The 18,959-nt window shown below is 38.4% G+C and carries 21 protein-coding genes; 3 read left to right on the top strand and 18 right to left on the bottom strand.

Translation table 11 applies throughout. The features are described 5' to 3' along the window. Positions 1-21 precede the first annotated feature (21 nt). The 9 genes from CHI06_RS13860 to CHI06_RS13825 form a co-directional block, all read right to left on the bottom strand. The gene (locus CHI06_RS13860) at positions 22-1,704 is read right to left on the bottom strand and encodes a cbb3-type cytochrome c oxidase subunit I (RefSeq protein WP_095249150.1); all 1,683 of its coding nucleotides are present in this window, start codon (positions 1,702-1,704) and stop codon (positions 22-24) included. A gap of 19 nt (positions 1,705-1,723) precedes the next feature. Beyond that, entirely contained in the window at positions 1,724-2,191 is a 468-nt protein-coding gene (locus tag CHI06_RS13855; protein WP_095249149.1) for a cytochrome c oxidase subunit II, read from the bottom strand. Between the two features lie 15 nt (positions 2,192-2,206). Next, positions 2,207-2,353, bottom strand: coding sequence for a hypothetical protein (locus CHI06_RS29775; RefSeq protein ID WP_165979194.1), 147 nt, complete (start codon positions 2,351-2,353; stop codon positions 2,207-2,209). 185 nt (positions 2,354-2,538) lie between these two features. Continuing rightward, positions 2,539-3,477 carry a heme o synthase gene (gene cyoE, locus CHI06_RS13850; protein ID WP_095249148.1) on the bottom strand — a complete coding sequence of 313 codons (939 nt, stop codon included), beginning with the start codon at positions 3,475-3,477 and terminating at the stop codon, positions 2,539-2,541. Between the two features lie 93 nt (positions 3,478-3,570). Further along, on the bottom strand, positions 3,571-4,317 hold the full coding sequence (locus CHI06_RS13845) for a TPM domain-containing protein (protein WP_095249147.1): 747 nt from the start codon (positions 4,315-4,317) through the stop codon (positions 3,571-3,573). Beyond that, positions 4,314-4,892, bottom strand: coding sequence for a LemA family protein (locus tag CHI06_RS13840; protein WP_095249146.1), 579 nt, complete (start codon positions 4,890-4,892; stop codon positions 4,314-4,316). Before CHI06_RS13840 ends, CHI06_RS13845 begins: the two co-directional genes overlap by 4 nt. Before the next feature lie 93 nt (positions 4,893-4,985). After that, positions 4,986-5,216, bottom strand: a complete 231-nt coding sequence (locus CHI06_RS13835) for a hypothetical protein (protein ID WP_095249145.1) — start codon at positions 5,214-5,216, stop codon at positions 4,986-4,988. Positions 5,217-5,245: 29 nt separating this feature from the next. Then, a complete protein-coding gene (gene hpt / locus CHI06_RS13830; RefSeq protein ID WP_373558150.1) occupies positions 5,246-5,749 on the bottom strand; it encodes a hypoxanthine phosphoribosyltransferase in 504 nt (167 codons plus the stop codon). Between the two features lie 124 nt (positions 5,750-5,873). Next, positions 5,874-6,458: a vWA domain-containing protein gene (locus tag CHI06_RS13825; protein ID WP_095249143.1), complete on the bottom strand. Its 585-nt coding sequence runs from the start codon at positions 6,456-6,458 to the stop codon at positions 5,874-5,876. Positions 6,459-6,551: 93 nt separating this feature from the next. On the opposite strand from CHI06_RS13825, the gene CHI06_RS13820 reads away from it, so the two are divergent. Then, complete coding sequence (locus CHI06_RS13820) at positions 6,552-7,037, top strand: hypothetical protein (RefSeq protein ID WP_095249142.1); 486 nt, start codon at positions 6,552-6,554, stop codon at positions 7,035-7,037. Between the two features lie 80 nt (positions 7,038-7,117). Then, entirely contained in the window at positions 7,118-7,546 is a 429-nt protein-coding gene (locus tag CHI06_RS13815; protein ID WP_095249141.1) for a VOC family protein, read from the top strand. A gap of 58 nt (positions 7,547-7,604) precedes the next feature. Here the strand turns inward: CHI06_RS13815 and CHI06_RS13810 are convergent, their stop codons facing one another. From CHI06_RS13810 to CHI06_RS13790, 5 genes are all read right to left on the bottom strand, one after another. Beyond that, positions 7,605-8,351, bottom strand: a complete 747-nt coding sequence (locus CHI06_RS13810) for an amino acid ABC transporter ATP-binding protein (RefSeq protein WP_095249140.1) — start codon at positions 8,349-8,351, stop codon at positions 7,605-7,607. A 15-nt stretch (positions 8,352-8,366) separates the two neighbouring features. After that, positions 8,367-9,026: an amino acid ABC transporter permease gene (locus tag CHI06_RS13805; protein ID WP_095249139.1), complete on the bottom strand. Its 660-nt coding sequence runs from the start codon at positions 9,024-9,026 to the stop codon at positions 8,367-8,369. A 64-nt stretch (positions 9,027-9,090) separates the two neighbouring features. Beyond that, positions 9,091-9,864 (bottom strand): amino acid ABC transporter substrate-binding protein, encoded by a 774-nt coding sequence (locus CHI06_RS13800; protein WP_095249138.1) that lies wholly within the window; start codon positions 9,862-9,864, stop codon positions 9,091-9,093. A gap of 133 nt (positions 9,865-9,997) precedes the next feature. Next, entirely contained in the window at positions 9,998-10,543 is a 546-nt protein-coding gene (locus CHI06_RS13795; protein ID WP_095249137.1) for a GNAT family N-acetyltransferase, read from the bottom strand. A gap of 16 nt (positions 10,544-10,559) precedes the next feature. Next, positions 10,560-11,804, bottom strand: a complete 1,245-nt coding sequence (locus CHI06_RS13790) for an MDR family MFS transporter (RefSeq protein ID WP_095249136.1) — start codon at positions 11,802-11,804, stop codon at positions 10,560-10,562. A gap of 99 nt (positions 11,805-11,903) precedes the next feature. Between CHI06_RS13790 and CHI06_RS13785 the strand changes: the two genes are divergently transcribed. Further along, positions 11,904-13,550, top strand: a complete 1,647-nt coding sequence (locus CHI06_RS13785) for an ABC transporter substrate-binding protein (protein ID WP_095249135.1) — start codon at positions 11,904-11,906, stop codon at positions 13,548-13,550. A gap of 56 nt (positions 13,551-13,606) precedes the next feature. Here the strand turns inward: CHI06_RS13785 and CHI06_RS29770 are convergent, their stop codons facing one another. From CHI06_RS29770 to CHI06_RS13770, 4 genes are all read right to left on the bottom strand, one after another. Further along, positions 13,607-13,768, bottom strand: coding sequence for a hypothetical protein (locus tag CHI06_RS29770; protein WP_179292620.1), 162 nt, complete (start codon positions 13,766-13,768; stop codon positions 13,607-13,609). A 59-nt stretch (positions 13,769-13,827) separates the two neighbouring features. Continuing rightward, the gene (locus CHI06_RS13780) at positions 13,828-15,102 is read right to left on the bottom strand and encodes an L-cysteine desulfidase family protein (protein ID WP_095249134.1); all 1,275 of its coding nucleotides are present in this window, start codon (positions 15,100-15,102) and stop codon (positions 13,828-13,830) included. Positions 15,103-15,247: 145 nt separating this feature from the next. Continuing rightward, complete coding sequence (locus CHI06_RS13775; protein WP_095249133.1) at positions 15,248-17,038, bottom strand: ABC transporter ATP-binding protein; 1,791 nt, start codon at positions 17,036-17,038, stop codon at positions 15,248-15,250. Next, complete coding sequence (locus CHI06_RS13770) at positions 17,035-18,774, bottom strand: ABC transporter ATP-binding protein (protein ID WP_095249132.1); 1,740 nt, start codon at positions 18,772-18,774, stop codon at positions 17,035-17,037. The genes CHI06_RS13775 and CHI06_RS13770 overlap by 4 nt, the downstream gene beginning before the upstream one ends. Positions 18,775-18,959 lie beyond the last annotated feature (185 nt).

Here is an 18,959-nt window from a genome sequence, read left to right as displayed (position 1 = left end):
AAGGCGCTTCCGCTTTTCTAATTACCACGTTTTAAAAGGTGGTGATCCGGGAGGTGCATTTACGATAAATTCTGTTAACGGGATTACATATGCCATTGCTACTACGATTAACATGATAACAATCCATAGGCCCCAGCGCTCTGTGATATAAGGAGTTTTTGTTGCGTTATCTTCTTCTTCAGCAATTGGGAATTCTGTTTCCCCTTTTGGTGCAAAGAACATCATATTGAAAACGGCGTACACTTGAAGAATAACACCGATAATTAATAACGTACCGCCAACTGCTAATAACATTAAGTATGGGTCCCAGCCTAATGCTGTTGCATGATCCCCATAAGTTGTATAAGAAGTTCTTCTTGGTGAACCAAGTAAACCAACATAGTGCATAGCACCAGACATACAGATCATACCAACTGTCCAAATCCATGTTTGGATAACACCTAATCGATTGATTTGCGGCGTTAATACGCGGTTTGAAATAAAAGGAACTAACCAATAACTAATTCCAAAGAATGTCATAACCACTGACATACCTAATGTTAAGTGGAAATGTCCTACAATCCACATTGTATTATGAACAACTTGGTCTAATTGGTTTGTGCTTTGTGCAATACCGCCAGCTCCAGCTGGAATGAAGGCAACCATTGCAATAAATGGTGCTAGGAATCTGACATCTCCCCATGGCATTTTCTTCCACCAGCCGATTAATCCTTTACCGCCTTTTCTTCTAGCCGTACGCTCAAATACCGCAAATAGTGCAAATGCCGTCATAAGTGATGGGAATCCAATTGCCAAACTCATAAATACGTGCATGAATTTAACGACTTCATTAATACCTGGGTCAATGATTTGGTGATGGAATCCACCAGTGATGTTCATAATGACTAAAGCGATAATAACCACACGTGTTAGCATATCACTCCAGCGCTTTCCGCCGATCACTTTTGGTACAACTACGTACCAAGCAGAAACAGCTGTTAAATACCAGATATTAACCAATGTGTGTCCAAAAGCCCAGAACAGTGTACGAGCGACCATTACATTGATCGTGTCGACCCAGCCAAATACCCATGGAATAATCATAAATAATACTTCAACTGCTACGAACATTAGAGCGAAGAATAATAGAACGAATACACCAGTTGCAAAGTAAGATAGGATTGGAACATGTTGTCCTTTATGATTTTTTCTCCAATTCGCAACTTGGATAAATGCTCCAATACAGCATAACCAAACACCAACTACGATTAATGCTAAACCAATATAAAATACAGGATGTGCAGCCATCGGAGGATAGAAGGTGTACATAACCGATGCTTCATTCATTAAGATTGGGATAACAGCTAATACAAATCCTACAAGCTTAACGAAGAAACCGACCCAAGCGAGCTTTCTTACTTTTGGAAGTAGCCCCCCTAAGTTATGAGAAAGTGTTGCATAAAAGTATCCAATGGTAAAGAATGCTGTTAGCACGAGGATTAGTAATAATCCGTGTGCAGTCAGTACTTGGTAATAATTAAACCAAGTTGGTAACTCTAACAATCCTGCTCTGTTTAATCCTTGTAATAATCCTAAAAATCCACCAACTAATAATGCGATAAATGCTACTGCTATATATGATTTCGATAATTTTGCATCCTCTGGGTGATATCCCAGCATTTTATTTGCTTTGTCTTTAATACCTACTTTTAAATCTGCTTCCATTTTCATCAAATATCCCCCCTTATTTAACCGTAATCGTTGTACTCATTACTTGGTGACCCGCACCACAATATTCATTACAGATAACTAAATAATTTCCTGGCTTATCAAATGTTTGGGTGATTTTTTGAATATGCCCTGGCATAACCATTGCATTGATATTTGTTCCAGCAACTTCAAATCCGTGAACAACATCCTTTGAAGTCATAATAAATGTAACCTTTGCCCCAGCTGGGATTTCAATATTGTTTGGAGTGAAACCAAACGCTTGTAGCGTCATAACGACTTCATATTCATTATCGCCAACTTCCTTCACTCCTGGGTTATCGAATGGTGCAATTTGATCAACCTTCTGAGGATCAATCGTTTCCATATTACTTGGTGGTCCCATTTCTAGTGCAAAAGCTTGGTAACCTGTGATTAACATGAATCCCATGATGATACCAAAACTTATTGTAAGCCATATTTTTTCATCAAGATGCATTTTCATCTCTCTTATCCCCCCTTATATTCTGGCCATATAAAGACCGTATAGAACTATATACGTAGCAACAATCACGACTCCGACCACTGTTACTGAAATCCATGTTCCTTTTAGCGGTGCTTCGTGCTCTTCTTTTTTACCTTTATGAGTAACCTTTGTAGCTGCCATCGAAAAATCAACCCCCTTAATTTGTTCTTACCCTTATAATAATTGCGACTGATTCTCAATGAAGTGAACTGAATCACATTGTGTCATTTTGATGTTTTAAAAGTGACAAACTTATGAACAACAAAAAAAGGCTATCCCCACTAAGTCAGCAGGGACAGCCTTTTTTAAAAATAATTTACAATTTTTTAGAACAGGGGCAGTGTAACAATTATCATTGTCAGGAATAATATCGTTACATAATTGACTGAATACAGAAAAATCACATGCGCCCATTTTAGGTCATTTTTCGTAAAAAATCCGCTAATACTTACGACTAACCATCCTACGTTAAGTATCGTTGCAATAACAATAAATGGTGTTCCAAGAGGCATTAAGTAAAAAGGTAAGGGAAGTAAACATGCGACATATACGACAATTTGCCGTTTTGTCATTTCAAACCCATGTACAACAGGAAGCATGGCAACACCTGCCGCTTTATATTCCTTACATTTCTTCATCGCAATCGCAAAGGTATGTGGCATTTGAAAGATAAATAAGATCAGAAACAATATAATTGGAACAATATGATTGCTAGATTCAATGGCTGCCCAACCGATTAATGGGGTAACAGCTCCTGACACACTCCCGATTACCGTATTAAGGGTATATCTTCGCTTTGACCACATCGTGTACAAAATCACATAAGTGAACCATCCTACGAATGCATAAATGGCCGCTTCCATTGTAGTAAAGAGTAACAGGATTAAACCCAGTATAGTCAAAACAATTCCCATTGTTAAAACAACGTTTAATGGGATATTTCCCGTTACCGTTGGTCTATTTTTCGTTCTATCCATAATAGTATCAATATCAACATCATACCAATTATTAAGAACGAGAGCTCCTGCCATAACCATTGTACTGCCAACAATCGTTAGTAAAAATACTTCCCAATAATCACTAAATGAATGATTAGTAAAATGTAATGCTAACCAGAAACCGGTAAAAACAGGCAGTACATTTGCAATTAACACACCTGCTTTAAAAAGTGATTTTAGGTCAGAGATTAAGCTAGAGGAATTTCGTTCATCTATTAAAAGTTCTTTCCCAGCCTTCTGAAAAGAAAATATTTCATTTTTACTCATTTTTCACTAAACCTCCAGACATAATTCCTTCCCTACTATTAAATCATACATCAAATCCTTTTGCATGATATGAATCACTTTTTAGATTAACACTTACCATCCTCGTCCTGCACCGCCGCCTCCAGAAGAACCCCCGCCGCCCCCTCTTGAGCCGCCACCGCCTCTTCCACGCGAGATGATAGAAAGCAGAAGATAGGTGAGTGTCCCTCCAAAAAACTTAAAATCAAGAAACACTACAACGACGATAATAATGATGAGCAGCCAAGAGGGGATTCCTAATCCTTCATCAGCAGTAGTCTGTTGTGCTTGCCTTTGGGGTGCCTGCAGTCCCCCTTCTTGACCATATTCGGCTAAAACTTCATTCGCCAGTGTCTTAAAAGTTTCTAGAATCGCTTTGTTTGGTTGATCATTTTGAAGGTAAGGAATGGCATGTTCATCAAGAATTCGCCCTGCTTTTCCATCAGGGATTCGTCCCTCAAGACCATAGCCAACTTCGATACGAATTAAACGATCAGTGACGGCAATAACCAGCAATACTCCATTGTTTTCTTTTTCATTTCCAATCCCATATTGTCTGAAGGCTTCATTTGCATATTCCTCAATCGTGTTTTCTCCAATGGTATCCACCGTTAACACAGAAATTTGTGCTGTTGTTTGATCTTCTACTGTTTTTCCTAAATTTCTAATTTCCGCTACTTCGGTTTGAGTTAGTACCTTAGCAAAATCTTGGACATAAATATCGCCAATCGGAGCTGGCATTTTGATATCCTTAGCATATGCTCCACCTTGAAATAGGAAGAATAGTAAAAAAAGAAGGCTGAAGACCAATTTCGGTTTCATTCCCCATTGCCTCCAAAGTCTACTTCAGGGGCTTCTGCCGCTTTAGGATCAGCTGTGAAATATTCCTTTTCATTAAAACCCGTCATCCCTGCTATAAGTGCACCAGGAAATCGTTTTATTTTTTTGTTATATACTGCAACCTGATCATTGTAATCTTTTCGCGCAACTGAAATTCTGTTTTCAGTTCCAGACAGCTCATCCATTAATTGCGTAAACTGCTGATCTGCCTTTAGATTCGGATAGTTTTCAACTACTACGAGCAATCGGCTTAATGCTCCGGTTAATTCAGCATTTGCTGTTGCTTCTTCTTCCACTGTATTCGCTCCTGCTAATCTTGCACGTGCATCCGAAATCGATGCAATCACTTCTTTTTCATGAGATGCATAGCCCTTCACGGTATTCACAAGATTTGGTATTAAATCCAGCCTTCTTTGAAGCTGATTTTCAATCTGCGCATATGATTGGTCTACATTTTCTTCAAGGGTAACAAAGTTGTTATAACTCGACATTAACATAACACCAAGTAAAACAATTGCAGCAACAATTATTCCTATAATCATATATCCTTTTTTCATTTTGAACACACTCCTTTCCTATTTAGTATGCATCACAACCTATTCGAAATATGAAAAGCTGCGAGGATTTATTGGATCCACACAGCTTTGGAGTTACTTCTCTTTATTTTCATTCAATTCATCGATAAGTTGTTTGGTCCTTTTGGCATTTCCCTCAGCAAAGTTTTCAAACCGATCTTTTAATTCATCATCGTCGTGAATCCGCTCAGCCGCTATTAGATAGGTCCTCATTAAATCTTCTTCTACCTCAATCGAATGTTCAAGAATTTCTTCTAGATTATTTTTTTCATCTTCATTTTTCCCTTTAAAAATATTTGCAGTCAAAGCATACAACCTCCTCTAAGGTGAGAAAACTAATACTCTTCCACGGTCGCAATATAAGGTAAATTTCTATACTTTTGTGCGTAATCGATTCCATAACCGACGATAAATTCATCTGGAATCACAAATCCAACGTAATCCACTGGTAATTCCACTCTTCTTCTTTCAGGCTTGTCTAAAAGTGTGCAAATTTTTATCTGTTTCGGTTTATGCATATTCAAATGGTCTCTCAAAAAATGCAAGGTTAATCCGCTGTCTATGATATCTTCAACCACCACAACATTTTTATTCGTGATATCCTCATCAAGATCCTTTAATAGTTTTACTTTTCCAGTTGTTTCTGTTTGGTCACTATAACTTGAAACCGAAATGAAATCGACGTTTATATTTCCCTTCATCTCACGAATCAAATCTGCTGCGAATACAAAGGATCCTTTAAGTACAACGATTAACATGATTGGCTCATTGTTAAAATCTCTTTCAATTTCCTCTGCTAATTCTTTCACTCTTTGTTTTATTTCCGTCTCCGAAATCATTGTATCTTTCACTCTATAGGGCACTAATCATACCTTCTTTCTAAAAAATCCTGCTAACTCCATTATTATTCCAAAAAATAATACTGAATACAAATTTCAGAAAGACTTGTTGATATAGTTTTAACTAAACACTTCTTTTTTCTATAACTGCTTCGCTTACCATCTTATACATACATTCGACTCCCTCTTCAGAAGCTTCAAAGCTATATGCATTCTCGATATTAATTCCAAGACTATCTGCTTCTTTCTCGGCATCAATGTTTGCTCCCAAGAAGATAAATTCCCAATTATATTTCTCCTGCTGATGCTTAATTAACTCTTTCACTTTTTTGTAGGTGAATTCCCTGCTGGCATTTTCAAAACCATCAGTTGTGATTACAAAAATAACCTTACCAGGTCGATCGTCCTCATTTGTTTTTGATAATCGATAACCAACATCTAGAATCGTTTTTCCTACCGCATCAAGCAGAGCTGTACACCCTCTTACATAATATTCTTCCGCTGTCAGCTTAACTTTTTCTGCCTCAGCACCATTCCATAGGACCTCATATTTATCGTCAAATAGAACTCCTGTGACCAATGTTTTACCTTCTAATTTTCTCTGATTTTCAATAAAAGCATTAAACCCGCCAATCGTGTCACTTTCAAGTCCTCCCATAGAACCGCTTCGGTCGAGGAGAAAAATAATTTCTGTTAGGTTTCTGTTCATATCTATCATCCTTTCAATTGCGTTTATATTATAATAATAGGTGAGTTCATCCATTATTTGGTCGCTTGGCGGGCGACTTATTCGGAGGTAGTTATGTTAGATAAAGAGCTATTACTAGAATTACAGTCATACATAGAAAGGCATTTGAAACTCCAAATTCTTCAAACCTTTGAATCACTGAGCTTTCAAAAATCAGAAGAGCTCCAAAATATTGAAATCGAGGACTTCATTAAGATTAAACGCCAGCCCACCTTTAACCAGACATTGTTCCGTTATATTGATAAAAAAGGCGCCAGTGACTCAGATATTTATAAACGTGCCGGAATCGACCGCAGGCATTTTTCAAAAATACGCTCGAATTCCGAATACAAGCCTGGAAAGAAAACAGTTATCGCTCTAGCGCTGGCACTCCAACTAACAAAAAAAGAAACAGATAAATTATTAAGTTCCGCTGGTTATTCTTTATCTGACAGTGATACCTTTGATTTAGTCATCCAGTTCTGTCTCGAGAAAAAAATATATGATTTTTATGATATCAATCAAGCGTTGGACTATTTTAGTTTAAATCCTTTGTTATAAAAAAGGATTTAAACAGTCTAATATCGAATTAATCGGGTAGAATGGAATTTGTACATAGCCAATTAAGAGGAGTGAAGAAAATGCCAGTAAATGTTTATCTTGTTTTTAATGGTAATACCCGTGAAGCAGTAGAATTCTATGCGAAAGTTTTTAAAACGGAAGCACCGCAAATTATGACCTTTGGTGAACAACCGCAACATCCTGATTACCCTATGCCAGAGGAAGCAAAAAATTTAATCATGCACACTCGACTGAACATCGATGGAAGTACTGTTATGTTCTCTGACAATTTCCCTGGATCACCATTTATCGAAGGCAACAACGTGACATTGGCGTTAGTAAGTAAAAATTTGGATGATATCCAATCTTGGTATGATCAACTAAAAGAAGGCGGCACTGTTACAATGGAACTTCAAGAAACCTTCTGGGCTAAACTCTATGGCCAGATAACAGATAAATTCGGAATTCACTGGCAGATAAGCCATGACAGTGGAGAATATGGCAGTTAAATTTTCACACAAAAAAGGGATACAGCCTTTAAATAGCTGTATCCTTTTTGCGTTTTAATTATTTTAAGGTTCTGCTTAAGAATGCCTTTGTCCGTTCATTCTGAGGATTTGTAAACACTTTAGAAGGGTGCCCTGTTTCTATAATTTCGCCGTTATCCATGAAAATCACCCGGTTTGCCACTTCCCTGGCAAAGCCCATTTCATGTGTCACAACAATCATTGTCATCTGCTCTTGTGCTAATGCCTTTATGACCTCAAGAACCTCACCCGTCAATTCTGGGTCCAACGCTGAAGTAGGTTCGTCAAATAAAAGGATTTCAGGATTCATCATCAGTGCTCTCGCAATCGCCACCCTTTGTTTTTGACCGCCTGAAAGGCTGGCTGGATAGGCATCCGCTCTTTCTGTCAAACCAATTTTCCTTAATAGCTCCGTACTTCTTTGTTGAATAGATGCAACGGGCTCGTTCTTTACCAATTTAGGAGGCAGTTCTAGATTCTCCTTAACCGTCAGATGCGGGAATAAATTAAAATGTTGGAAAACCATACCCATTTTAGAGGTAATATTTTTGATTTCCTGCGGTTTTGCGTAGACTCCGTCCTTAACAAAAGCTTCACCCGAAATCGTAATGCTTCCTGCATTTATTTCCTCCAAGTGAACTAAACTCCGAAGCAGCGTGCTTTTTCCCGACCCAGATGGACCGATAATCGCTACAACATCATTTTTGTTAACGTCAAAGGTTATTTGCTTTAGTACATCCACCTTGCCAAATAACTTTTTCAGGTTGGATACTTCAATGATAGCCACATTTACCAATCCTTCTTATTCAAATTTGTATCTTCGTTCAATTCCTTTAAATATAAAAGTTAAAAACAGCGTCATAATGAGATAAATTAAGCCAGCAACGAAAAATGGGACAATGGTAAAGTCGCGGTTTACAGCTGTCTGAGCATAGTGAAGCAGCTCCGGTACGGCAACTGCATAGAGCAGGGCTGTGTCTTTAACGAGTGTCACGGATTCATTCGCAATCGCTGGAAGGGTAACCCGAAACATCTGCGGTAAAATGATTCTTGTTGTTGTCTGCCATTTACTTAAACCAAGAACCTTTGATGCCTCATATTGTCCTTTATCAATGGCCAGAAGGCCGCCGCGGAAAATTTCAGCAAAATAGGCTGCATAGTTTAATACAAACCCTAAACAAGCTGCGACAAACCGATCTAACACTAAATATTCTCCAACCACTGGCAGCATCGGCAGGCCGAAACAAATCAATAACAATTGTAGTAATAGCGGTGTACCCCTCATCACGTAAATATAGCCCTGAGCAAGTAATGATACAGGCTTTAAGCTGCTTTTTACAGCTAATGTAAGTAAGAAACCGAGCGGAATAGAAATAATAATAGCAATGAAAAACAAAAGAATCGTCATCTGTGCCCCTTCAAGCATAGGCACAAGAATCGATGTGAAATATTCAAATGACATAGTAACTCCTCCAAAAACAAAACAGGGTTCCCATTAGGAAATCCTGTTTTACCTTATTTTCATATTACTTTAATACTTTATCTTCTCCAAACCACGTTTCAGAAATGCTAGCAGCCGTACCGTCCTCATTCATCTCATCGAGTGCCTTTTGGAGCTTTTCAAGTAATGCCTCATTTCCTTTTTTAACACCAATACCATATTCTTCAGGAGCAAGCGACTCTTCAAGCACCTTAAATGTTTTTTCCTCTTGGGCCATATAATAGTTGATAACAACTTCATCAATCACTACAGCATCCAAACGTCCGCTCTTTAAGTCTGTTAAAGCCTGTACATTATCAGCAAACTCCGTCACGGTCTTAACTTTCTCTTTTACTGGTGAAGCGTTTAGGGCGTCTGAAGCGGAAGAAAGTGACTGCAGTCCAACTACTTTTCCTTCTAAATCATCTAGTTTAGTAACCTTTGAATCTGTAAGAGTAACGATTACCTGTGCATTTTTTAAATATGGTTTTGTGAAAAGGACCTTTTCTTTACGTTCATCGGTAATCGTGTATCCGTTCCAAATTAGGTCAATCCGTCCGCTACTAAGCTCAGCTTCTTTTGTTTTCCAGTCAATTGGCTGGAATGTAACTTCCGTTCCCATTTTTTCTGCTGCTGCTTTAGCGTAATCAATATCAAAACCTACAATATTATTATCCTCATCACGGAACCCCATTGGCGCAAATTTATCATCAATTCCGATGACAAGCTTATCTTCCTCTTTACTTGATGATTTTGAGCATCCAGTAAAAATGACTAGTATTGCAGTTAATATAAGAATCATAGTTGCTAATTTTTTCATTTGTATGTGCCCCTTTTATTTAAATTAATTTCACTTTAGTACGTTACCATATTATCGTACTACCACATTATAACACTATAATATTATCGAATACAATAGTTAGAAAAATAATAATAAAAAGGAGCCTATTCCTTTAAGAATAGACTCCACTCGTTGATATTTTCCAAATCATATGGTCCTGCCCTTGACCCCAATAATCCTTTAGTAAATAATTAGGTTCGCCAAATTTCTTCTTCCAGATGGCTTGAGCATTTTTGTAGCCGCTGTCGAGACAGAAATCTACCATTCCACACCCCTTTAAGGTTTGCAGCATTTCTCCCAGCAATCTATTTCCTACTCCCTGTCTTTGATATTCAGGAAGTACAAATACCGTTCCTACTTCAACAAGATTCCCCAGTTTTCCATTGGTACAGTTTTTTATCAGTTCACTGGCAGGACCATATTCTATTGTTCCGATAATTTTGTTTCCAGCCAAAGCTATTAAAAAATACCTTTGATCACCCTTGCTATCCAAATCCAATTGCAAATAATTATTCTTACTATCAATCTCAGCTTCGATATCCTCAATTAATCCCGCTAGACCTTCTCTTCGGAAGGTATCAGTAATGACGATTCTAAAAAATTGATTCAGTTCCTCTATGTCTTCCATTCTAGGTCTTCTTATCTCGACTGTTTGCATCCAAAATCCCCCTAGATTACGTTGACATATTTTTTTGAACTCTAATTTTATTTACCACAAAAAGTCCACTATAGAGCAGGAATGTCCCTGCCATTAATATCATTCCAAGGAAAACGGACATCATCGTAGGCACTAAAAATGCACCCAATATGATTGCACCACGAGCGATTAAATCCGCACCGTTAAAACCTAAATTAGAAAAAGCAGAGTAAGAACCCCGTTTATCTTCTGGCATCATATTTGCCTTTTCTGCATTCATTATTGGAGAATAAACGAGCTCACCAATCGTTGCCAGGCCATTAAATAATACAAGGATATACCACAGATTTGCAGACGTAACAACCGTATAGCCGACGCTATAAAATAACAACCCCAGCAGCAGCATCTTTCTTTTTGAAAATTTATCCGTTATTTTCGTAACCAAAAACGTTAGTACAACTACCATCAGCATATTTTCGATATTTAGGAAACTAAGCATCCTAACACCAGCAACTTCAAATTCACCCACAAATACAGTCTTAAACTCTTCCGCTAATCGAACACCTATGTAACTATTTAAAGAAAATTCTGCTGCAAAAATAAACATCGACCCTGCAACAGCCATTACAAATGGTTTATCCTGAAAAGCAACTTTGTAGTTCTGGAAGAGATCCACAAAAATGTTTTCATGTTTTTTCTCAAGCAGCTTAACACGTGTATCTTGTAACCAGATGCCATAGGCAATCGGTAAGCTAGTTGACACGATCGTTAATGTGATAAAAAGTTCTAATTGATGATTCACATATAAAAGTCCGCCTAATGCAGCCCCGATAGCCATTGCTAAATTAACAAGCCAATAATCGAGGGCATAAACACTCTTTCGATTTTCTGGTGTTGTCGAGTCAATGATTATCGCGTGCACGGCAGGACGACCAAGACTGCTGGTAATCGTGAAAATTACATAACTGATTGCAAATAATACAATCCATTTTTCGTCTGGCAATAAGCTTACCGTCATTAGTGCAAACATTAGCGCACTGGACATTGACGATAAGATGATTATTTTTTTTCGTGGGAAGCGGTCTGAAATATAGCCGCCGATAAAGTTAATAAAAAAGCCTATTATGACCGTGATTGCTAAGAAAATACCTGCCCAAACCGCACCCTTATGCTGTGCAAAGAAGAGCGCCATGAACGGCATTACAGAGCTGGCAATCGCCCGGTTAAAAAACGAGGTTATAAGTCTTACTTTAATGTTTTGGGGATAGTCTTTCCATGCCATATTTACCAACACCTTTCATACTCTTTATAGTAAACTAGACGTAACAATTTAAAAATGACCAATTTTCAAAAAAATGTCTACTTTTAAAGGAATGAGAATATGGACCATTATTTATTAACAATTTGGAATTCAACCTCTACTGGAGAAGTCAAAGTACAGGAGCTGGCTGAGATTCTAAATCTAAGCGCAAAGCAGACCCGTCGCAAACTGAGCCAATGGCAAGAAGAAGGCTGGCTAACGTTTCAGGCTGGCCGAGGAAGAGGAAACGATTCGAAATTGCAATGGAAGAAGGATGTAGAATCTGCGTATGAAATACACTTCATATCCAAATTGGAGAGTTATTCGATTGAACAAGTAAGTAAATTGTTATTGTTTAACTGGTCGACTGAAACAAAACAGCGATTGATGACTAAATTTCAATCCAAATTTGGGTTTCATCAAGAGGGGCAGGACCGACTCATTATTCCTCGATTTTACCGTTTCTTAACGTATCATCCACTAAAGGCTGCAGATGTACATAGCGCAAATCTAGTAGCAAACATATATAACCGAGTGGCAGCATTGGAGGAAGATAATACAATAACACCTGAGCTTGCCCATAGCTGGGAATTAACGAAAACCAAGTTGACATTGTACTTAAGAAAAGATGTAGCCTTTCATGATGGTTCCATTCTAAAAGCAGAGGACGTCGTCCAATCCTTTATTCGAATGAAGCAAGATGTGATATATGCTGAACTTTGGAAACCCATTACAAAAATAACTTCACCCGCTTCACTCGTTGTTGAGCTTGAATTTCCAAATGGCTGTACGTATATTTTACCGCTGCTTAGTTTGATGACTGCTAGTATTTATAAAGAATCCAACGGTCAGGTCATCGGAACGGGGAGTTTCTATATGGGGGGGAATCCTGAAGAAAAAACCGTATTACATGCTTTTAAACATTATTATGGGGAACGTCCCCTATTGGATACAGTTGAATTCATTCAAGTTTCTAAAGAGTTTGGAAATGTTTATTATGGTGCTCATGAATCAAGAGAGGTAGGCACGTTCGAAGTTGAAAGTGATTCTGGATTCGGTATTGTGGTGATGAATTCATATCGCCAATCGGATATCGCTAGAAAAGAAGTACGAGATTACATCCATATGTTGATAGACGAAAATCGCTCACTAATTTCTACAATAGATTCACGTATTTCAGAAAACAACTTTGGATGTTTAATTGGTTATTCAAAGCCTTATTCGATGACAAAAATAGCAAAGCCCTCACTTTCAAAGCCATTAAGAATGAAGTACACAGGATATGCAAAGAATGTATCCTTTTGGTTAAAATCCATCCTCGAACATGGTGGAATATATACAGAGATAGAAGAAGTATCGTTTCATGATGCCCTGTATCATGATCATCTAAAAGCAGAGGCAGATTTATTTATTCATGGAGAAATTTTTGAGGTGAACCAAAGCTTTTCTTATTTTAATTTTATAAAAAATAACCTTTCCCCACTTCGAAAATTAACACAAAGTGATCCATATCTACAGAAATTTATTCAAGCCTATGATGAATTACCCTTTGAGCAATGGATTGGTCAGCATTTGAAAATAGAAAAGTATTTAATTGAAAATTCCCTTTGCATTCCACTCTATTATTCTAAGCGGCAAATACCGTTTTCCATTAATTTGATGAACGTCGAAATTAAGCATTTTGGGTATGTAGATTTATCAAAATTATGGATGAAGCCCAAATACTAGTATAAAAAGAATGCCTGACATCCGAATGTCAGGCATTGTTCTTTTTAATCTTGATATTATGATAATTGTTCCTGCACAGACTGAAGGGAATTTATTGCTTGTTGAATCTTATTTTTGTTATCTGGTTTTTCAGCGTTACTTAGTGCCTGCTGTAATGTATCAACCGTACTTTGTACCGATGACATACTCTGGTCAACGTATTGTTTAGCGTTTGGCATATGTGCACCTCCTTAAGTATTTCGAAATAGTATCTGCACATATTCCAAAAATATAAGGATTACTTTTCCATCATTAATTTTAAAATTAGTTCGTCCGTATGCCTGGTTCCTTCATTTCCAAGCTTACAAAAGCTTTCAATACTTTTTTCCACGTCATCGTGAATAAATCCGTCAGTGGATTTAATTTCTTGATTGTTGAGTGCCAATAAAGCTGATTGAACTGCAACATTCGAACATGTGGATACTTTCATTGCGCAGCCAGCCTTGGCACCATCACAAATCATTCCAGAAACATTACCGATGGTGTTTTGAATCGCTGCTTTAATTTGCTGCAAGTGACCTCCAAGTAAATATACCATTGCCCCACTTGCACCCATTCCTGCTGCAGTTACGCCGCATAGTGCTGAAAGCCGCCCAAATTTCGATTTGATATGAATGGTAATAAGATGGCTAAGTGCAACTGCTCGAATCATTTCTTCCTCTGAAACCTGTAGTTTCTCTGCGACTGCCACAACGGGAAGGGTTACGGCAATTCCTTGATTCCCACTACCGGTGTTCGCCATTACCGGTAGTGTTGAACCTGCCATTCTCGCATCTGATCCAGCGGCAGCTAGTGACATTGCCGCAGTGGCGATGTCATCTGATAGAATTCCTTTTTTCACATTTTCTTTTATCGTCTTCCCTACATTTAACCCAAAATCTCCAGAAAGTCCTTCTTTTCCAATCGCTCTATTTAATTCAATGCTCTTTTTTACAACAGATAAGGAGCTTATCTCAACCGTTTGAACCCATTCAACAATTTCATCAATCGTGAGTGTTACTAATTCTTCTTCATCTGATTGGATATCAATATTTTCGCATCCACCTGTGTACACAATCTGACCATCAACCTCAATTAATGTGATATTACTATGATTATCAGAAATAACCACTCTAGAAGTTTGCTGATTGGTTTTCAAACTCACTTCAATATAAAGTCTTTTGGGTGTGTCAGCTTGACCGGAGGATACTTTTCCTTCTTCTATTAGTTTTAACGCTGACAGCTCATCTTCAAAAGTAAGTCCATCTAATAATTCCAGTTGTTTCATTGGATCTCCCGCTGCAGCTCCAAGTGCAGCAGCGAAATCTAGACCACTAGAAGTCATTCCTGGAATTCCGACGGATTTTGCATTTTTTATTATATTTCCACTCGCTTTTAAAACTATCTCCTCTATTTGCCCTTTGGCATAGCTTTTTGCCGTTGCTGCGGCCAATGCAATCGCAACGGGCTCCGTACAGCCAAGCGCAATCACTAATTCTTTTTCAAGAATGGATTCTATTTTATGCTTCTTCATTTTTCCACCCCTTCTCTTTCTAAATACCCTATCTAAGATATTACCATAGCTATGCTGATAAAAATTCGGGGTAATTTTACCAAATATCCCAAATAAAAAAAAAAGAGTCTTTCTACGGAACAAAAGACTCTTTTATATGACTTTATTATATTGAATGGCTGATGGTTTCTTCCCCAATTTCTGCTTCTCTTCCAAACAATCTTGCATAGACACCATTGTTATTACCCAGCAAATCCGCGTGTCCCCCCTGTTCGACAATTGCTCCATTTTCAAGAACAATAATCTTATCTGCTGAGAGAACGGTAGAAAGACGGTGAGAGATAATGAGGATAGTTTGTTTCTTACCGGTTTTCAAAACGGATTCATTGATTTTCGTTTCAGTAATCGGATCGAGAGCTGAACTTGCTTCATCAAGAATTAGGATTGGTGCGTCTTTAATGATTGCCCTTGCCAGAGATAATCGCTGCTTCTGTCCTCCAGAAAGAAGGCTTCCTCGTTCTCCGACCTTAGTATTCAAACCCTCTGGCAGGCTTTCGACCAGTTCTTCCAGACCGCTATCCTGTAAGGCTTTTAGTAATTCCTCATCAGTAGCATCTGCCTTTCCGATTCTTAGATTATCCGCCAATGAACCGCTTCGTAATTGAACATCCTGCGTTACAATCGCTATTTGGGACCGCAGCCATGCTGTATCCCATTCGGTAATGTTTCTGCCATCCACTTCAATCTGACCCTTTTTCGTTTCATATAATCTAAACAGTAAGTCAACGATAGTAGATTTTCCTGAACCACTCGGTCCAACCAAGGCCACCTTTTCACCCGCTTGAATATCAAACGTAACACCTGATAAGACATTTTCTTCTTTTTCAGGGTAGGCAAACGTTACCTCTTTCAGTCTGATACTTCCGCTTGCCCTTTCCCCTCGAATGCCTTCCTTTATTTCAGCTTCTGCTGGCTGGTTCGAAAGGAGAATATCTGAACGATCTAGCGCTGGTCCAGTTCTTCTGACAGATAGCCAGTTACGCAGCAGTCTTTGCATTTCGTTGGCTGCAATCGTGACTAATCCGCCTGCAGTAAGCATTTGTCCACTTGTTAAATTGTCGTTCCAAATTAGTAAAGTACTAATTAAGTAGACAACTCCTAAGGCAAACCCATTATAGCTGGCAATGACCACTACCGATTGCATTCTTGCCTTTAGTTCCTTAATCGAGTGCTTAACGAAGGAGTTCCTGATGGCAACAACACTATCTACCTCATTCTCAGAAACACCCATAACACGTGATAAATGGATGCCCGTTACCGATTCTCTTAGTCTTTCAAGATATCGGGATGCCTCCTGTCTTGCATCCGCGGAGGCAGCTCTAGTTCTGATTCCTACATAATTGGAGGTCCAATAAAAGATAATACCTAGAACCACACTGGTAATCATTAAATAAGGATGAATCCAAAGCAGCACCAGACTATAAATGATAACCCCCTGAACGCTTGCCATGAAGGTCGAACCTTCCCATGCAAGGAAATTGTGAAGTGTATCTGGGTCATCCGAAACTCTTGCCAGAAGTTCCCCTGATGAATTGTTATGATAAAAGGAATATGGAAGCACCTGTAAATGACTAAATAGGCGCAGCTTTTGCCAGTTGGTTACCGTCTTGGCTGTCTGGTGGCAAAAATATTCATCAATCACCATCATGACTAAATCAAAGATGGCGGAAAAGAGTAATAACCACATTAACCCCCACAGCCAGGAGTGGTTTTCATTCGGAATAATCGTATCAATTAACCAGCTAAGTGCCAGCGTTGGAATTAATGCTGAAAAAACCTGGCTAATCGCAATAACAACCGAATCCGCAATGACCCATTTTTTATAAGGTCTTAAAAAAGCTAGAACTCTGCGGCCATCACGATTCTTTTTTGGTTGGGAGACGGTGCTTGCATTCATCCAATCATCTCCTTTTCTAATTCACTATATTGAGCTTTGTATAATTCGTAATACTGCCCTCTTAATGCAAGCAGTTCTTCATGTGTCCCTTGTTCTGCCACCATCCCCTGGTCTAAGAGGAGGATTTTATCCGCGTTCCTGACTGTAACTAATCGATGGGCAATAGTAATGGTGGTTCTTCCTGGAATTAGTTGTTCAAGTGACTCTTGAACCTTTTCCTCTGTTTCCCCATCTAAGGATGAGGTCGCTTCATCAAAAATTAAAACAGGTGGTTGGCGTAATATAGCTCTTGCGAGTGCTACACGTTGTCGCTGTCCACCGGAGAGCTTCAAGCCGCGTTCACCCACCACCGTTTCATACTTATCTTCCAGGGATTCTATTAAATCCTTTAATCCAGCAGCTTCTACCGCTTTATCCAATTCTTCTTGGGTTGCTTCCTTCTTTCCATACAAAAGATTATTGCGAAGCGTGCTGTTTAATAGAAAGGTTTCTTGAGAAACAACTCCTACCTGCTGTCTAAAGCTATTTCGATTGTAAGAGAATAGGTTCTTTCCATCTATTAGAACTGACCCTTCATCAGGTTCATATAATCCTAGTAGAATTTGAATGAGTGTACTCTTTCCGCCGCCGCTTGTACCAACAATTCCAATGTGATTCCCTTGTTCCATGGAGAGCGAAACTCCTTTTAGGATTTTTTTATCACTTTTAGGGTAAGTAAACCAGATATTTTCTAAGTCGATCCTTCCTTCTACTGTTCCGAATGACGGAAGGGTCTCCTCATGCTCTTCGGGTAAATCGAAATATTCATAGATTCTCTGTAAAGCCGGTATCGCCTGTTGGATGGTTAGCGCATTTTCAGCTAATGAGCGGACAGGTAGAAACATGATTGGTATAAAACTAAGACAAGCAACGAGGGTTCCAATGGTTATATTCCCTTCCCAAATCGAAAATCCACCAATTAACATCACAACACCAGGAGTTGCAATATTGAACAAGTTTCCTAAGCGCCAGTTGACTTTTCCAATCAACGCTGCGCGAATGGAAAAGTTTTTCCAATCTAACAATTTCTTTTGCTGTGTTTCTACCTCAGCACTTTGTGTCTGAAAGGTCCTGACTAATCTAATACTTTCAATACTTTCCTGTAAATGTTGATACATATCTGCACTCATATCTCTCTGGGTGGCACTCATTTTTCTCATGACTTTTCCTAATTTAAACGAAGGAAAAATATAAATGGCAAAAACGACAAACATCACGATGGCTGCTGGCCAGTACAAAACAAATACCGCGGAAAATGCGGCAATCGCGCCAATAACCTGTTGCAAAATACGGGGCACGACCGTATTATTTAAGTTTTGAATAGACTCCACATCATGAGTTAGACGATATAACATATCACCTCTTGGTGTGGTTGTAAAAAAGGACATTGGTGTACGGTGCAACTTTTTGAAAGCTCGAATCTGCATATCAGTAATCACATAAAAGCCGATTTTCACTTGCACATACTCCTGCAGTGTCTCAAATAGTGACTTCCCTAAATAGGCAACGAGAACTCCACCGACAACCAAAAGTAAGAAGTTTATTTCTCTATCGCCTATTACCTCATCCACTAGTTTTCCTGCTAGGATAGGGGGCAAAATCGTAAATGCTCCACCTACTAAGGAAAAAAGTAGGGCAAGCGAAAGCTTTCTCCAATATGGTTTAAAATGCTCTACTGTAGTTTTTAATAAATTCATAATAATCCTCCTCGCAAGAATTTATTGTATTACAAAAAGTGAAAATATTCATTAATTTTATTCAATTGTTACTTTATTTTTATTGTTGTATAAGTAAGAAGTTAAACACAGCATTTCAAATAAAATACTGTGTTTAATCGGGCTGTTGATTTGTGCTCCACTAAGGAATGCTTCTTCGAATAATC

This window comes from Bacillus sp. 7884-1 (assembly GCF_002272245.1).
In the GTDB taxonomy this organism is placed as follows: domain Bacteria; phylum Bacillota; class Bacilli; order Bacillales; family Cytobacillaceae; genus Neobacillus.
This window is presented reverse-complemented; position numbering and strand designations above follow the sequence as displayed.

Coding starts and splice junctions, on each gene's coding strand:
- CHI06_RS13860 (WP_095249150.1), bottom strand. CDS start 1,704: ATGGAAGCAGATTTAAAAGTAGGTATTAAAGACAAAGCAAATAAAATG.
- CHI06_RS13855 (WP_095249149.1), bottom strand. CDS start 2,191: ATGAAAATGCATCTTGATGAAAAAATATGGCTTACAATAAGTTTTGGT.
- CHI06_RS29775 (WP_165979194.1), bottom strand. CDS start 2,353: ATGGCAGCTACAAAGGTTACTCATAAAGGTAAAAAAGAAGAGCACGAA.
- cyoE (WP_095249148.1), bottom strand. CDS start 3,477: ATGAGTAAAAATGAAATATTTTCTTTTCAGAAGGCTGGGAAAGAACTT.
- CHI06_RS13845 (WP_095249147.1), bottom strand. CDS start 4,317: ATGAAACCGAAATTGGTCTTCAGCCTTCTTTTTTTACTATTCTTCCTA.
- CHI06_RS13840 (WP_095249146.1), bottom strand. CDS start 4,892: ATGAAAAAAGGATATATGATTATAGGAATAATTGTTGCTGCAATTGTT.
- hpt (WP_373558150.1), bottom strand. CDS start 5,749: ATGATTTCGGAGACGGAAATAAAACAAAGAGTGAAAGAATTAGCAGAG.
- CHI06_RS13825 (WP_095249143.1), bottom strand. CDS start 6,458: ATGAACAGAAACCTAACAGAAATTATTTTTCTCCTCGACCGAAGCGGT.
- CHI06_RS13820 (WP_095249142.1), top strand. CDS start 6,552: ATGTTAGATAAAGAGCTATTACTAGAATTACAGTCATACATAGAAAGG.
- CHI06_RS13815 (WP_095249141.1), top strand. CDS start 7,118: ATGCCAGTAAATGTTTATCTTGTTTTTAATGGTAATACCCGTGAAGCA.
- CHI06_RS13805 (WP_095249139.1), bottom strand. CDS start 9,026: ATGTCATTTGAATATTTCACATCGATTCTTGTGCCTATGCTTGAAGGG.
- CHI06_RS13800 (WP_095249138.1), bottom strand. CDS start 9,864: ATGAAAAAATTAGCAACTATGATTCTTATATTAACTGCAATACTAGTC.
- CHI06_RS13795 (WP_095249137.1), bottom strand. CDS start 10,543: ATGCAAACAGTCGAGATAAGAAGACCTAGAATGGAAGACATAGAGGAA.
- CHI06_RS13790 (WP_095249136.1), bottom strand. CDS start 11,804: ATGGCATGGAAAGACTATCCCCAAAACATTAAAGTAAGACTTATAACC.
- CHI06_RS13785 (WP_095249135.1), top strand. CDS start 11,904: ATGGACCATTATTTATTAACAATTTGGAATTCAACCTCTACTGGAGAA.
- CHI06_RS29770 (WP_179292620.1), bottom strand. CDS start 13,768: ATGCCAAACGCTAAACAATACGTTGACCAGAGTATGTCATCGGTACAA.
- CHI06_RS13780 (WP_095249134.1), bottom strand. CDS start 15,102: ATGAAGAAGCATAAAATAGAATCCATTCTTGAAAAAGAATTAGTGATT.
- CHI06_RS13775 (WP_095249133.1), bottom strand. CDS start 17,038: ATGAATGCAAGCACCGTCTCCCAACCAAAAAAGAATCGTGATGGCCGC.
- CHI06_RS13770 (WP_095249132.1), bottom strand. CDS start 18,774: ATGAATTTATTAAAAACTACAGTAGAGCATTTTAAACCATATTGGAGA.